Annotated in this window: 12 protein-coding genes; all 12 read left to right on the top strand. The window is 60.9% G+C overall.

From position 1 onward, the window contains the following. Positions 1-23 precede the first annotated feature (23 nt). The 12 genes from ACCC96_RS08270 to ACCC96_RS08215 all read left to right on the top strand — a co-directional run bounded on the left by ACCC96_RS08270 (position 24) and on the right by ACCC96_RS08215 (position 14338). Complete coding sequence (locus ACCC96_RS08270) at positions 24-1703, top strand: DUF1302 domain-containing protein (protein WP_413695492.1); 1680 nt, start codon at positions 24-26, stop codon at positions 1701-1703. Positions 1704-1715: 12 nt separating this feature from the next. Next, positions 1716-3080, top strand: coding sequence for a DUF1329 domain-containing protein (locus ACCC96_RS08265; RefSeq protein WP_413695491.1), 1365 nt, complete (start codon positions 1716-1718; stop codon positions 3078-3080). Positions 3081-3151: 71 nt separating this feature from the next. After that, the gene (locus ACCC96_RS08260) at positions 3152-4255 is read left to right on the top strand and encodes a YCF48-related protein (protein WP_413695490.1); all 1104 of its coding nucleotides are present in this window, start codon (positions 3152-3154) and stop codon (positions 4253-4255) included. Positions 4256-4259: 4 nt separating this feature from the next. Beyond that, positions 4260-6806, top strand: coding sequence for an efflux RND transporter permease subunit (locus tag ACCC96_RS08255; protein WP_413695489.1), 2547 nt, complete (start codon positions 4260-4262; stop codon positions 6804-6806). A gap of 126 nt (positions 6807-6932) precedes the next feature. Then, entirely contained in the window at positions 6933-8132 is a 1200-nt protein-coding gene (locus ACCC96_RS08250) for an MFS transporter (protein WP_413695488.1), read from the top strand. A 70-nt stretch (positions 8133-8202) separates the two neighbouring features. Further along, positions 8203-9243: a Rieske 2Fe-2S domain-containing protein gene (locus tag ACCC96_RS08245; RefSeq protein ID WP_413695487.1), complete on the top strand. Its 1041-nt coding sequence runs from the start codon at positions 8203-8205 to the stop codon at positions 9241-9243. Further along, positions 9240-10193 carry a PDR/VanB family oxidoreductase gene (locus ACCC96_RS08240; RefSeq protein WP_413695486.1) on the top strand — a complete coding sequence of 318 codons (954 nt, stop codon included), beginning with the start codon at positions 9240-9242 and terminating at the stop codon, positions 10191-10193. The genes ACCC96_RS08245 and ACCC96_RS08240 overlap by 4 nt, the downstream gene beginning before the upstream one ends. An 82-nt stretch (positions 10194-10275) precedes the next feature. After that, positions 10276-10848: a cupin domain-containing protein gene (locus tag ACCC96_RS08235; protein WP_413695485.1), complete on the top strand. Its 573-nt coding sequence runs from the start codon at positions 10276-10278 to the stop codon at positions 10846-10848. Continuing rightward, positions 10845-11837 carry a fumarylacetoacetate hydrolase family protein gene (locus ACCC96_RS08230; RefSeq protein WP_413695484.1) on the top strand — a complete coding sequence of 331 codons (993 nt, stop codon included), beginning with the start codon at positions 10845-10847 and terminating at the stop codon, positions 11835-11837. Before ACCC96_RS08235 ends, ACCC96_RS08230 begins: the two co-directional genes overlap by 4 nt. After that, positions 11828-12835, top strand: a complete 1008-nt coding sequence (locus ACCC96_RS08225; RefSeq protein ID WP_413695483.1) for an NAD-dependent epimerase/dehydratase family protein — start codon at positions 11828-11830, stop codon at positions 12833-12835. The genes ACCC96_RS08230 and ACCC96_RS08225 overlap by 10 nt, the downstream gene beginning before the upstream one ends. Next, positions 12822-13607, top strand: a complete 786-nt coding sequence (locus tag ACCC96_RS08220; protein WP_413695482.1) for a cyclase family protein — start codon at positions 12822-12824, stop codon at positions 13605-13607. The genes ACCC96_RS08225 and ACCC96_RS08220 overlap by 14 nt, the downstream gene beginning before the upstream one ends. Beyond that, positions 13604-14338 carry a FadR/GntR family transcriptional regulator gene (locus ACCC96_RS08215; RefSeq protein WP_413695481.1) on the top strand — a complete coding sequence of 245 codons (735 nt, stop codon included), beginning with the start codon at positions 13604-13606 and terminating at the stop codon, positions 14336-14338. Before ACCC96_RS08220 ends, ACCC96_RS08215 begins: the two co-directional genes overlap by 4 nt. The last annotated feature ends 20 nt before the right edge of the window (positions 14339-14358 follow it).

Below are 14358 nucleotides of genomic sequence, written 5' to 3'. Positions count from 1 at the left end.
CAACAATAAAGAGGGTTACTTCGATGGCTACTCGCAAGATCGCTGCGTCGCGGCGTGTCCCCTTCACCCTGACCCTTGCCGCCAGCCTGGGGCTTGGCGCTTCGGCTGCTCAGGCCTTTCAGATAGATACCGGCAATCCCGATCTCAGCTTGCGCTGGGACAACACGCTGAAGTACAGCGCGGCCTGGCGCCTGAAGGACCCCAGCAGCAAACTCAGCGAGGGCCAGACGGCGCTGAACCAGAATGACGGCGATCACAACTTCGGCAAGGGGCTGATCTCCAATCGCCTGGATATTCTTTCCGAACTGGACATCGGTTATCACAACTTCGGTGCCCGTCTGAGCGGTGCCGCTTGGTACGACACCGTCTACCAGGACCGCAACGACAATAACGACGCGGCCAGTGCCAACCAACGCTCGGTGGGCTTCGACGAATTCACCAGCGACACGCGCCATTTGCATGGCGGTGACGGCGAGCTGCTGGATGCCTTTGTCTACTGGAACGGTGAGCTGGCCGACCGTGCCTTATCGATTCGCGCCGGGCGCCACGGCCTGATCTGGGGCGAGAGCCTGTTCTTCGGCGGCAACGGCATTGCCGGTGCCATGGCACCGGTGGACGTGGTCAAGGCGCAATCGGTACCCAATACCCAGTTCAAGGAAATCACCCGGCCGGTCAATCAGCTCTCGACCGCCTACCAACTGACCGACGATGTGTCATTGGGCGCCTTCTACCAGTTGGAGTGGGAGGCCACCCGCTTGCCGGGCGCCGGCAGCTATTTCTCCACCAGCGACACCATCGGTGAAGGCAATGAGCGGCTGATCACTGGCGGGCCATTCCCGGATTTCCTTGGCGGCAATGCCAACAGCCCGGCAGCGTTTTTCCATGGTAAGGACAAGAAAGCCAGGAGCTCCGGCCAAGGCGGCCTGCAGCTCAAGTACAACACCGGGACGACGGACTACGGGCTGTACGCGCTTCAATATCACGAGAAAACCCCAACGCTGTACTTGAAGCCGAATGCCACCGGGCCGAACTTCAGTACCGGGCAAGTCGGTGAATACTCCTGGGTCTACCCGGAAGATATCCGTGTCCTGGGCGCCAGTTTCGCGACCTCCGTAGACGAGTACAGCTTTGCCGGCGAGGCATCTATGCGCTGGAACATGCCGCTGGTGTCCAACGCCCAGACCGTCCTGCCGGGCATCGAGGCGGACAACAATGATGACGCCTTGTACGCCGTTGGCCGGACGGCCCACGTCAACCTCAACGTCCTGGCATCGCTGGGCCCTTCCTTTATCGCCAATGAAGCCAGCCTGGTAGGGGAAGTGGCCTGGAACCGCCTGCTGGCCGTGACCAAGAACCGCGCAGCCCTCGACCCTAACGCCACCGATGACGGTCTGGGCTTGAAGTTGGTGTACACGCCCACCTATCGCCAGTTCTTCCCCGGCGTGGATATCAGCGTGCCGGTGGGCATCAGCTATTTCCCCATGGGCAAGTCGGCTGTGATCAGCGGGTTTGGCCCCGATAGAGGAGGGGACATGAACATCGGCGTCTCCGCCACCTACCTGGACCAAGTGACCGTGGGGCTGACCTACACCCACTTCTACGGTCCCGAGGACACCAGCCTCAACGCCGCCAACCAGTTCAACTACAAGCAGTCGTTGAAGGACCGGGACTACCTGGCTTTCTCCGTCAAGACCACGTTCTAAGAGGATTCGCGCATGACCATTCAGTTCACTCTAAAGGCCTTGTGCTTGACCCTGCTGGCTGCCACCGCGCCGATGACCCTGGCCGCCAGCGCCGAACAAGCGGCGATGCTGGGCAAGACCCTGACGCCCTTCGGTGCCGAGAAAGCAGGCAATGCCGATGGCAGCATCCCGGCCTGGGACGGTGGCTACACCAAGGTCGATCCGGCCTACACACCGGGCGGCAAGCGTGGCGATCCGTTTGCCGCGGACAAACCGTTGTTCAGCATCACCGCGCAGAACCTGGCCAAGTACGCCGACAAGCTCAGCGACGGCACCAAGGAGCTGTTCAAGCGCTTCCCGGACACCTATCGCATCGATGTCTACCCGACCCGGCGCACGGCGGCCGCGCCGCAGTGGGTCTATGACAACACGCTCAAGAATGCGACCCGCGCCAAACTGGTCAACAGCAGCGCCGGACTGATCCCCGACGGTGCCTATGGCGGGATCCCGTTCCCGATTCCACAGAACGGTACCGAAGCCATCTGGAACCACCTGCTGAACTGGCGCGGCACCTCGGTGGCGGGGCATTTTCGCCACTATCTGATGACTGCCGACGGCAACCAGGTGATGACGAGCGACGGTCTGTTGACCCAGGAAATGCCCTATTACTTCGAAGAGGGCGGCCCTGAAAACTACTCGGGCGACTACTGGCAGGTGCACTTTGTCAATCTGGGCCCGGCGATTCGTGCCGGCGAGCAGATCCTGGGACGCGAGAACATCAACGGCGACAAATCCCAGGCTCACGTCTATCTGAGCGGTCAGCGCCGGGTGCGCACCTTGCCCAACGCTTGCTGCGATACTCCAACGCCGTCCACCGCCGGGGTCATGTCCTTCGACGAGTTGAGCGTATGGGGAGGGCGCACGGACCGGTTCGACTGGAAACTGGTGGGCAAGCAGGAAATGTACGTTCCCTACAACACCAACAAGGCGCAGAACGCTGCCCAGCCGCAGGACCTGTTAGGCAAGCACCATCTGAACCCGGATTACGTGCGCTGGGAGTTGCACCGCGTCTGGGTGGTCGAGTCGACGTTGGCCGCCGGCAAGCGCCACCAGTTGCCCAAGGGCCGTTACTACCTCGACGAGGACACCTGGCAAGCCCTGCTCGGCGACCGTCGGGATGCCAGCGGCCAACTGGCCAAGACCCTCTGGTCGCTGCCTTCCGTATTGCCTGACCTGCCAGGCCTGGTGCAGCTGTCCGCCGGTTTTTATGACCTGACTTCCGGCGCGTGGTTTATCCAGAACCTCTACGCCGGATTGCCGGAACAGTATCACGCGGTTGATCGCTACAAGGCCTCGGAGTTCTCGCCAGCGGCGATGGCTGGACGCGGCGTGCGTTAAACCTGAGCTGAGCGTGAAGGGCAGGCCTGTCGGTCTGCCCTCGGAATGCGAGTGTTTTTCCGAGGTAGGTTATGAACAGAATCAGTCAGGCGGGCGCGTTGTTCTTGGCCCTGTATTTGCCCTTCGCCGCGAGCGAGTGCCTGGCAGGGGCGACTGCCGTGGGCGCGCCGTTGAGCACCCCGGCCATGCCGGTGCCGGCTGCGCAGAAGAGCGTATTGATCGATCTGGCGCGGGCCGGTACACGCCTGGTGGCCGTGGGCGAGCGCGGCCTGGTGCTGCTCTCCGACGACAATGGGCAAAGCTGGCGTCAGGCTTCGGTGCCGGTTTCGGTCAGTCTGACAGCGGTGCGCTTCGTCGATGCACAAAAGGGTTGGGCAGTCGGTCATGCTGGCGTGGTATTGGCCACCCGTGATGGTGGCGAGCACTGGACGCTGCAACTCGACGGCGCCCGTGCGGCACAGCTCGAACTGGATGCAGCCAAGGCTGATCAGCCCAACGCTGCCAACCCGGATGACGCATTGGCACGCGTACAAAGTGCCGAACGTCTTGTTGCCGATGGTGCGGACAAACCCTTCCTGGCGCTCGAATTCATCGATGCACAACGCGGGCTGATTGTCGGCGCCTATGGCCTGGCGCTATGGACTGCCGATGGCGGTGCTACGTGGCAGTCGCTGATGGGGCATATCGCCAACCCGAACGGGATGCACTTGTACGCCATCAGTCATCAGGGAACGCGCTGGTTCCTGGCTGGCGAGCAGGGTTACCTGGCGCGCTCGGAGGACGACGCGGCTTCGTTCAGCCAGTTGGAGAGTCCCTATGAAGGCAGTTTCTTCACCTTGCAGAGCCGCGCCGATGGCGCCCTGCTGGTTGGCGGCCTGAGGGGCAATGCCTTTGTATCCAACGATGGCGGTGAAAGCTTCCGGCACCTGTCAGTCCCCATGCCGATTTCTTTCAACGACGCCACCCGCCTGGCCGGCGGCCAAGTGCTGCTGGTCAACCAGGGCGGCGGGTTGTTTCTCAACGGCGAGCAGACCGGGGTGGCGCTGCTGCCACTGGGCACGCCCTTGGGTAAGCCTGTTTCAAGTGTGATCGAGGCCGCCGATGGCAGCCTGATCGTTGCCGGTTTCACCGGGCTGCAGCGTCTTGCGCAGCCATCCACTGCCGCTTCGGAGTGAGGTTATGACGTCCCCTGGTAATTTCCCCCAGTCCCCCGCGAATGCGTTCGATGACTTTGATCCGCGTTCCGGCTCGGTGCTCGAGCGAGCACTGTTCAACCATCGCCTGTGGGTGTTGCTGCTGTGCCTGGCGACCACGCTGGTGCTGGGTTGGCAGTCCAGTCGTGTCGAGCTCAATGCCAGTTTCGAAAAGATGATCCCCACCCATCATCCCTATATCGCCAACTACCTTGAGCACCAGAAGGAACTGAGCGGGCTGGGTAACGCGGTGCGCATCGCGGTGGTGAACAAGCGGGGCGACATCTACGACAGCGCCTACCTCAAGACCCTGCAGGCGTTGAGCGACAAGATCTATCTGCTGCCCGGTGTCGACCGTGCGTACATGAAGTCGCTCTGGACGCCGGCCACGCGCTGGGTGGCGGTGACCGAAGCGGGCCTGGACGGTGGGCCGGTCATTCCGGATAACTACGATGGCGGCGCCGCCAGCCTCGCGGCATTGCGACGCAACGTGCAACTGTCCAACGAAATCGGCCAGTTGGTGGCGTTTGACCAGGCATCGAGCATCATCCATGTCCCCCTGTTGCAGCGCACGCCCGACGGCCAGCCGTTGGACTACACCAAGCTGTCGCAACAACTGGAGTCGTTGCGTAGCCAATACCAGAGCGACAGCATCGACATTCGTATCACCGGTTTTGCCAAGAAAGTCGGTGACCTGATCGCCGGCCTGCGGCAGATCCTGATGTTCTTTGCCGTGGCGATTCTGATCACCGCCGTGGTGCTCTACTGGTATACCCGCTGCATCCGCAGCACTTTGCTGGTGGTGTTCTGCTCGTTGGTAGCGGTGGTCTGGCAGCTCGGCCTGCTGCCGCTGCTGGGCTATCAACTGGATCCCTATTCGGTGCTGGTGCCGTTTCTGGTGTTTGCCATTGGTATGAGCCATGGCGCACAGAAGATGAACGGCATCATGCAGGACATCGGCCGCGGCATGCACCGTGTGGTGGCCGCGCGCTTCACGTTCCGCCGGCTGTTTCTCGCCGGTCTCACCGCGCTGCTTTGCGACGCGGTCGGTTTTGCGGTGCTGATGATCATCAAGATCCAGGTGATCCAGGACCTGGCGATGATCGCCAGTATCGGCGTGGCCGTGCTGATCTTCACCAACTTGATCCTGCTGCCGGTACTGCTCTCCTATGTGGGCGTCAGCCGCCGCGCCGCGCGGCTGAGCCTGAAAAGCGAGCACGCTGAACAAGCCGGCCAGAATCGCCATGGGTTCTGGCGTTTTCTCGACCTGTTCACCCAGCGTCGCTGGGCGGCGTTGTGCATCGCCTTGAGCCTGGCAGTGGCTACGATCGGCTTCGTGGTCAGCCTGCAATTGAAAATCGGTGACCTGGATGCAGGCGCCCCCGAGCTGCGGGCCGACTCGCGCTACAACCAGGATGACGCGTTCCTGACCCGGCATTACGGCGCCAGCAGCGATCTGTTCGCGGTCATGATCAAGACCCCCGCCAGCGCCTGTTCGCGTTATGACATCCTGAACAAGGTCGATGCCCTCGACTGGCGGTTGCGCACCTTGCCGGGTGTTGATTCGACCAATTCCCTGGCGCTGCTTAACCGCCGCATGCTGGTCGGCCTCAGCGAGGGCAGCCCGAAGTGGTACGAGCTGCAGAACAACCAAGCGATGCTCAACATGGTCACCGCCGGGGCGCCGCGCGGGCTGTACAACGAAGACTGCAGCCTGCTGACACTGTACGTCTACCTCTCCGACCACAAGGCGCAAACCCTGACCCGCCTGGTGGATCACGTCGAACAGTTCGCCGCAGCGAACAATACCGATGAGGTGCAGTTCCTCCTTGCCGCTGGCAATGCCGGGATCGAGGCGGCGACCAATATCGTGGTCAAGCAGGCCAATCGCGAAATGCTGTTCTGGGTCTACGGCGCAGTGATCCTGCTATGCCTGATCACCTTCCGTTCCTGGCGCGCCACGATTTGTGCGGTGATTCCGCTGATGCTCACCTCGATCCTCTGTGAAGCGCTGATGGTCTGGCTGAACATCGGCGTCAAGGTCGCGACCCTGCCAGTGATCGCCCTCGGCGTGGGCATCGGTGTCGACTATGCCCTGTATGTGATGAGCATCCTGCTCGGCCATATGCGCCAGGGCACCAGTCTGTCGGAGTCGTATTACCGGGCACTGCTGTCTACCGGCAAGGTGGTGATGCTGACTGGTGTGACCCTGGCTATCGGCGTGGCCACCTGGATGTTTTCGCCGATCAAGTTCCAGGCCGACATGGGCGTGCTGCTGGCCTTCATGTTCGTCTGGAACATGGTCGGTGCGCTGGTTCTGTTGCCGGCCCTGGCCCACTTCCTGTTACCGAGCAAGCGTGTGAGCAAGGGACAGGCTGAGCCTGAACCCAGGGATGAGACCAGCCGCCTGATGAGTGTGCCGCTGATGCCCGCCCCAGCCGAGGAGGGGGCCAGGGTGCAGCACTCATTGTGCAAGAAAACTTCCGGCCACGATCAGACAGTACCAACGGCGGCTAATCCAGTCGCGCCATAACAACAAGAAAGGACTTTGCCATGCCTCGTATGTATCTGTTCCAGCAGCATCCCTGGCTTGACCTTATCGCCGGCCTGACCGCCTTCGGTACGGCGTTTTGTGCGGCCCAACCATCGGAGGTGCGCGATGAGCGTTGAACGCCAGGCAGGCTTGCCACAGGCGTTGTTACTGTTGCTCGGCAGTTGCCTGCCGGTGCTCGGCGCGGTGCTGCTGGCACCTATACTGCCGCGTATGCAGGAGCACTTCGCCGATACACCGGGTGTGGCCGTGCTGGTGCCCATTGCCCTGACGCTACCGGCGTTGATGATTGCTCTGTTGGCACCCTTCGCCGGGATCATCGCCGACCGGCTCGGGCGTAAGCCGTTGCTGATCGGCGCGATGTTTCTTTACACCCTCTGTGGTGTGTTGCCGCTATGGCTGGAGTCACTACAGGTCATCGTTATCAGCCGCGCCGGCATCGGTTTGGCCGAGGCGGCGATCATGACCTGCTGCACCACGATGATGGGTGACTACTACAGCGGCGCGCGACGTGAACGCATGTTCGCCCTGCAAATGGTTGCGACTTCGCTGTCGGCGGCGATTTTCATTGCCGTCGGCGGCGTGCTCGGCGAGCACGGTTGGCGCACACCGTTTGCCCTGTATGGGCTAGGGCTGGTGTTTCTGCCGCTGATGGGCTGGTTGCTGTGGGAGCCGCGCGCGCATGTCGCAACAACGACAACGGTGAGCAGGGCATTCCCCTGGCGGGCCTTGGCACCGTTGTATGTCCTGTCATTCCTTGCTGGCTTGAGCCTGTTTGTCGTGCCGGTACAAGTCGGTTATCTGCTCAACCTGCTGCATGTCGAAGGGTCGCAGCAGATCGGTATGACCATGGGCGCCAGTCAGCTCGGCGTACTCGCCGGCGCCCTGAGTTTCCGTCTGTTCAGTGGCGTACCGGCGTACCGGCAGATGCTCCTGGCCTTCGTCGCGGCCGGTATCGGTGGCGGACTGATGTCGGTGGCCGACAGTCATGGGCTGGTGGTAATCGCCGTACTGATCAACGGCCTGGGCATTGGCCTGATGATGCCGACCCTGCTCACCTGGATCATGGCCCAGGTCGACTTTCAGCAGCGCGGCCGCGCTGCCGGCGGCTTCACGTCGATGTTCTTTGCCGGCGAGTTCGCCAGCCCGCTGGTGGTGCTGGCTATCACCGGTGGGGTGAGCAGCGCTTTGCCAGCCGCGCTGGGGATTGTGGCAGGCCTTCAACTATTGGTGGCCCTGGCTTGCCTTCGGCTGCGTGGCAGTGGGGCGGTTTTTCCTACCGTTGTCGCCGCAGACCCTGATAGCTGAGCTGCACATCAAACCCTGCCTCAGATTCAAGACGGCCATTGATCAAAATAAGAAAAACGAGGAGAACATCATGAATTATTTGCTCAACACCTGGTACATCGCCGGGTGGGTAGACGAGCTTGCGCAAGGGGCGCTTCTTGGGAGAACCATTGTCGAGCAACCCATTGTGTTCTTTCGCGATAGCCAGGGCACAATCCAGGCTATCGCTGATCGCTGTCCTCATCGTTTTGCCCCGCTGCACATGGGCAAAATTGTCGGCGACAGCGTTCAATGCCCGTACCACGGCTTGCGTTTCGACGGCAGTGGCCAATGTACTCACAATCCCCATGGTGAAGGGAATATCCCCAAGGCCGCCTGTGTTCGCTCGTTCCCTGTCGTTGAGCGCCATGCGGCGATCTGGGTCTGGCTTGGCGATCCTACACGGGCCAGCGATGCGCTGATCCCCGACTTTTCTTTTTTTGAGCAGGCTCCGCCCCATGCCAAAGGTAATGGGTACTTGCCAACCCGCGCGCACTACGAGCTGCTGTCCGATAACATCATGGATCTGAGCCACGTTGATTTCCTGCACCCCGATACGCTGGGTGGCGGAGCGTTGTCACGCACACGCGCAAACATCGAGGAGCTGCCCAACGATCGTGTGCGCATCAGTTGGTGGGCACCTGATGACGTCCCTCCACCGGCTTTTAGCGCTCATCTTGAAGACCCGACTCGAGCAGACGTCTGGGCCGAGGTCATATGGCAAGCGCCTGGCCTGATGCTGCTGAGCAGTGGCGCCACTCCTCCAGGGCGCCCCAGGGAAGAGGGGCCCTCTACATGGAACCTGCATCTGATGACGCCGCAGGACGCGACGAATACCCATTACTTCTTTGCCAATACGCGCAGTTTCGAGCAGGACAATGCGCAGCTGAATGCCTTCGTTCAGAACATGTTGATCGGTATTTTCGCCGGTGAAGACAAACCCATGGTCGAGGCTCAACAGCGTCAGATTGGCGAGGTTGAACTGCTTGGCCTTAACCCGGTACTGCTTCCCGTCGATGCAGGTGCGGTGCGTTGCCGACGTGTTCTGCGCAGATTGATCGATGCCGACCAGTCAGTGGGTACCGAGCGATGATTGAGGTCGTTGTTACCAACAAGCGTCGCGAAGCCGAAGGCATTTACAGCTTCGAACTGGCCGCGATTGACCATCGCCCTCTGCCTGCTTTCAGTGCTGGCTCGCATATCGACGTGCACCTGCCCAATGGCTTGGTGCGCCAGTACTCGCTATGCAATCACCCCGAAGAGAACCACCGCTATCTGCTGGGTGTTCTGCTCGACCCTGTGTCCCGTGGCGGTTCCAAGGCCATGCACGAACTGGTGCAGGAAGGTAGCCGGCTGCGTATCAGCGAGCCCCGCAACCTGTTCCCACTGCAACATGCAGCGGGGGCCAGCGTGCTGTTCGCCGGCGGTATCGGTATCACGCCGATTCTTTGCATGGCCGAGCGCCTGGCCCAGATCGGCGCTGTTTTCGAACTCCACTACTGCGCCCGCTCAACTGAGCGAATGGCCTTTGTCGAGTACATCCGCCATTCGACATTTGCCGATCGTGTGCATGTCCATGTGGACGATGGCGAGGATTCTCAGCGTCTCGACGCCGCTCGGGTTTTATCCATGCCTGCCGACAACCGTCACCTGTATGTCTGTGGCCCTAACGGCTTCATGGAACACGTGCTCGGTACTGCGCGCGAGCATGGCTGGACCGAGGCGCAATTGCACCGTGAGTACTTTGCCACCGCAGCTGTCCCGGCCAGTGAGGCGGGTGGTTTTGAGGTGCAGTTGGCCAGTACGGGGCTGTGTCTCCAGGTACCTGCCGATCGCAGTGTGGCGCAGGTGCTGCTCGAGGCCGGCATCGACATCCCTTTGTCTTGCGAGCAGGGCATCTGTGGCACCTGTATGACTCGCGTACTGGAGGGCGAGCCGGACCATCGCGACATGTTCTTGACCGATGCCGAGAGAGCCCGCAACGACCAGTTCACGCCTTGCTGCTCTCGTGCCAGGAGCGCACGACTGGTTCTCGATCTTTAAGGTTTTTTTTATGAATCAATCCCTACCCGCTGCGCACCATTCTTTCTCGAAGCCCGTTCGCAAACTGATTGAGGAGTCGAACATGCAACAACTTCCTGGTTTCAAACGAGTGGTCACCGGGCACGATGCCCAGGGCCAGGCGGTGGTCGCGCTCAGCGGACCGACGCCCAATAGCTTCCCGCTCAAGGCAGTACCCGGCACAGTCTTCCATGAGATCTGGAACAGTGGCGCCAGCCCGGCCGTGCTGGATAACGGCGACGACCCCACCAGCAAGCCGCTTCAATTGAGTCCTGCACCGCTGGGCAGTGTCATCCGCGTGGTGGATATTCCGCCTGACAGTGTGCAGAACCAGGTCAGTGCCGAGGATGCCGCGGCGGCCTTCGCCGAAATTGGCCAGGCCCATGCCGGTACGGGGCAGGCCGATTCCAAACACAAGTTGATGCACCGCACCGAAACGCTCGATTACGGCGTGGTCACGGAGGGCGAGGTCTGGCTGGTGCTGGATGGCGAGGAGGTGCATCTCAAGCGCGGTGACATCGTCGTGCAGCGAGGTACAAATCACGCCTGGAGTAATCGCACCGAGCAGATGGCACGCATGCTGTTCGTCCTGCTCGATGGCCGCTTCGCCTCTGAGCTGCAAGGAGAACACGCATGAAGCTGAGTACCCTCAAGAATCACAGCCGCGACGGTCGCCTGCTGGTGGTATCACGCAACTTGGCCTGGGCGGTGGATGCCAGCGATATTGCCGCGACGCTGCAGGATGCCATCGATCATTGGTCCAGTGTCGAGACCGCTTTGCGCGTGCGATATGACGCCTTGAATGAAGGATCGCAGGCCGGTGCCTTTGCCTTCGATCCGCAACAGGCTGCTGCACCGTTGCCGCGTGCCTGGCAGTGGTTGGATGCTTCGTCTTTCCTCAGTCATGGGGAGCGTATGCAGAAGGCTTTCGCGCTTGATTCAATCGAAGGCGTTGAACACACCCCACTGATGTATCAGGGGTGCGGCGATGATTTCCTAGGCCCCCACGACGACATCGTTCTACCGAGTGAAGCGCATGGCATCGACTTCGAAGGTGAGTACGCGGTGTTGGTCGATGACGTGCCCATGGGCTGCTCGGCAGAAGAGGCCACAAGCCATATTCGACTCATTCTGCAAGTCAACGATGTCAGCCTGCGAGCGCTCGGGCCACGAGAAATGAAGACAGGCTTTGGTTTTATCCAAGCCAAATCCTCATCAAGTTTTGCGCCGGTGGCGATTACCCCTGACGAGTTGGGCGAAGTCTGGCGTGATGGGCGTGTGCATCTGCCGCTGCGGGTGGATTGGAACGGTCAGTGGTTTGGTCATGCCCATGGGGGCGCCATGCATTTTGGCTTTCATCAGTTGATCGCTCACGCGGCGCTGACCAGGCGCCTCAGGGCGGGCTGCCTGATAGGTTCCGGCACCGTTTCCAATGCCGATCCCAGCGTTGGCGCTGCCTGCATCGCCGAACGTCGTGCCGTTGAGATGATTGAGCAGGGTGCGCCACAGACGCCCTTCATGCGCTTTGGTGACCGCGTGCGCATGGAAGTGTTCGATCCGCAAGGGCAGTCGGTATTCGGGGCGATAGACCAGCGTGTCGTATGCGGAGGCATCCCATGCGCGTGATGATTACCGGAGCCAATGGTTTTGTCGGGCGGGCGTTGGTGAAACGATTGCTCGAAACAAATGAATTACAAGGCCGGTCGATCAGCGCCTTGATACTGCTGGATAGAGAGTTGGTGGGGTTTGCTGAAGATAAGCGCCTGCGCCGGCATTGCGGCAGTGTGACCGACGCCGCGTTATTGCGTCGCGCGCTGGCCGATGGCATCGATGTGGTTTTTCACTTGGTCAGTATCCCGGGTGGGGCAGCCGAGCAGCACTATTCACTGGGTTATCAGGTCAACTTGCTGGCAAGCCTGGAGTTGCTTGACCAGTTGCGTGAACAGCCTGGCGCGCCGGTGCTGGTGTATGCCAGCAGCGTGGCGGTGTACGGTGGCGACCTGCCGGCGCGCATGGATGAGCGTGCTGTGCCGCGCCCGCAGTTGAGTTACGGTACGCATAAGGTGATGGTGGAAATGGCGCTCAACGACCTTGTCCGCCGAGGCGAGGTGGACGGTCGTGTCGTGCGCCTGCCCGGCATTGTCGCTCGTCCACGTGAACCCAATGGACTGCGTTCGGCTTTCATGAGCGATCTGCTGCACGCCTTCGCCGAGGGCCAGCCGTATTGTTGTCCGGTTTCGCCGCAGGCGCAGGCATGGTGGATGTCCGTGAGATGTTGCGTGGATAACCTGTTGCGGGCCGCCGAACTGCCGGCCGCCAAACTCGGCGAGTCACGCGTCTGGCAATTACCGCTGTTGCACCTGTCGATTGCTCAGGTCATCGATGCCCTGGCCACTGCCTACGGTCAGGAGCGCCGTGCGTTGATCAGCTTCGCACCGGACGCTGGACTGGAAGCGTTGTTCGGCAATTTCCCTGCGATGAAAACCCCCCAATCCCGTGCCCTTGGCTTTCGTCATGACGGCTCTGCCGGCGCCTTGATACGGAATAGTTTGAACCCTGCTACCCCGATGCGCCGTGCGCGTGGGCGGATGACTCCAGGAGTGACCGAAAATGCAATCAACTAAACGCCGTCTGGTGGACCTGTCCGTTACCCTGGACAACAATCCGTACACTGATCCACCGCCGTTGCTGCCGAAAATCGACTACATGGACCACCAGCAAGGCTGGCCGGAGATGGCGGCGATGTTTCCCGGGCTGGCCAAGGAGCAGCTGCCTGGCAATGAGTCCTGGGCCGCTGAACGCCTGGAGATCACTACTCACAGCGGTACGCATATGGATGCCCCCTGGCATTACGCCTCGACGACCGATGGCGGAAAGCCGGCTTTCGGCATCGACGAGCTGCCGTTGGACTGGTGCCTGCAACCCGGCGTGAAGCTGGATTTTCGTCATTTACCAGATGGCCATGTGGTCAGCGCCGCCGAAGTGCAAGCTGAGTTGGAGCGCATCGATCATGTGCTACAACCGCTGGATATTGTCCTGGTCAACACTCGCGCCGGTGCGCTGTTTGGCCAGCCGGGCTATCTGGATGCCGGGGTTGGCATCGGCCGTGAAGCCACATTGTTTCTGCTGGAGCACGGCGTGCGCGTGGTCGGTACCGATGCCTGGAGCTGGGATGCGCCATTCAAGTACACACGCGAACGCTTCGCGGCCACTGGCGACGCCTCGATCATCTGGGAAGGACACAAGGCCGGACGCGACATCGGCTACGGTCAGATGGAGAAACTAGCCAATCTGGAATGCTTGCCGGCCCATGGTTTCCAGGTGTCCTGTTTCCCCTATAAGATCAGGAACGCCTCGGCCGGTTTCGTCCGCGCCGTGGCGATTTTCGAGGAATGAGCGTGCCTGCGGACGGTGGAAAAAAACGCGGTAGCCTCTCGCAGGGGCTTGAGGCTCTGCTGTCAGAGCACATTTTTGAGGGACGACTGCGTGGCGGTGAAAAGCTACCCACCGAGGCGGCCCTCATGCTTGAGCATGGGGTCAGCAGAACGGTAGTGCGCGAGGCAATGTCTCGTCTACAGGCCGCTGGAATGGTTGAGACACGCCATGGTATCGGCACGTTTGTGCGGGGTAGCGCTCTATCGCTGGGGGCATTCATCGACCCGACTACGATCGGCATCATCATTGATTCGCTGGCTATCATGGAGTTTCGAATCGGTCTTGAGGTAGAAGCAGCCGGGCTCACCGCGCAACGACGTACCCCAGATCATTTGAGTGAGTTGCGGGCGCTTCTCGATCAGCTTGGACAGCCTGCAGTCAGCGTCAATGACCGGGCAGCGTTGGATTTTCAGTTCCATTTGAGCATTGCGCAGGCGACAGGGAATCACTACATCGCCAACACACTTCGTAACCTCGGCGTCGTCATCATTCCGCGCAGCCGCCTGGATTCTGCTCGTCTTTTTCACGATGAGCCTTTGCACTATGAACAGCGCATGCTCAGCGAGCACGAACAGATTTATGAGGCAATCTTGAATCAGGACCCTGAATGCGCGCGCGCTGCCATGCGCTTGCATCTTCATGATAGTCGCGAGCACCTGCATCAGGTGCACGAAGAGCTGGAGGGAGGGTAGGGGGCTGTTTTGATGTTTTA

It is taken from the genome of Pseudomonas sp. Pseusp11, assembly GCF_047304405.1.
Lineage (GTDB): Bacteria > Pseudomonadota > Gammaproteobacteria > Pseudomonadales > Pseudomonadaceae > Aquipseudomonas.
This window is presented reverse-complemented; position numbering and strand designations above follow the sequence as displayed.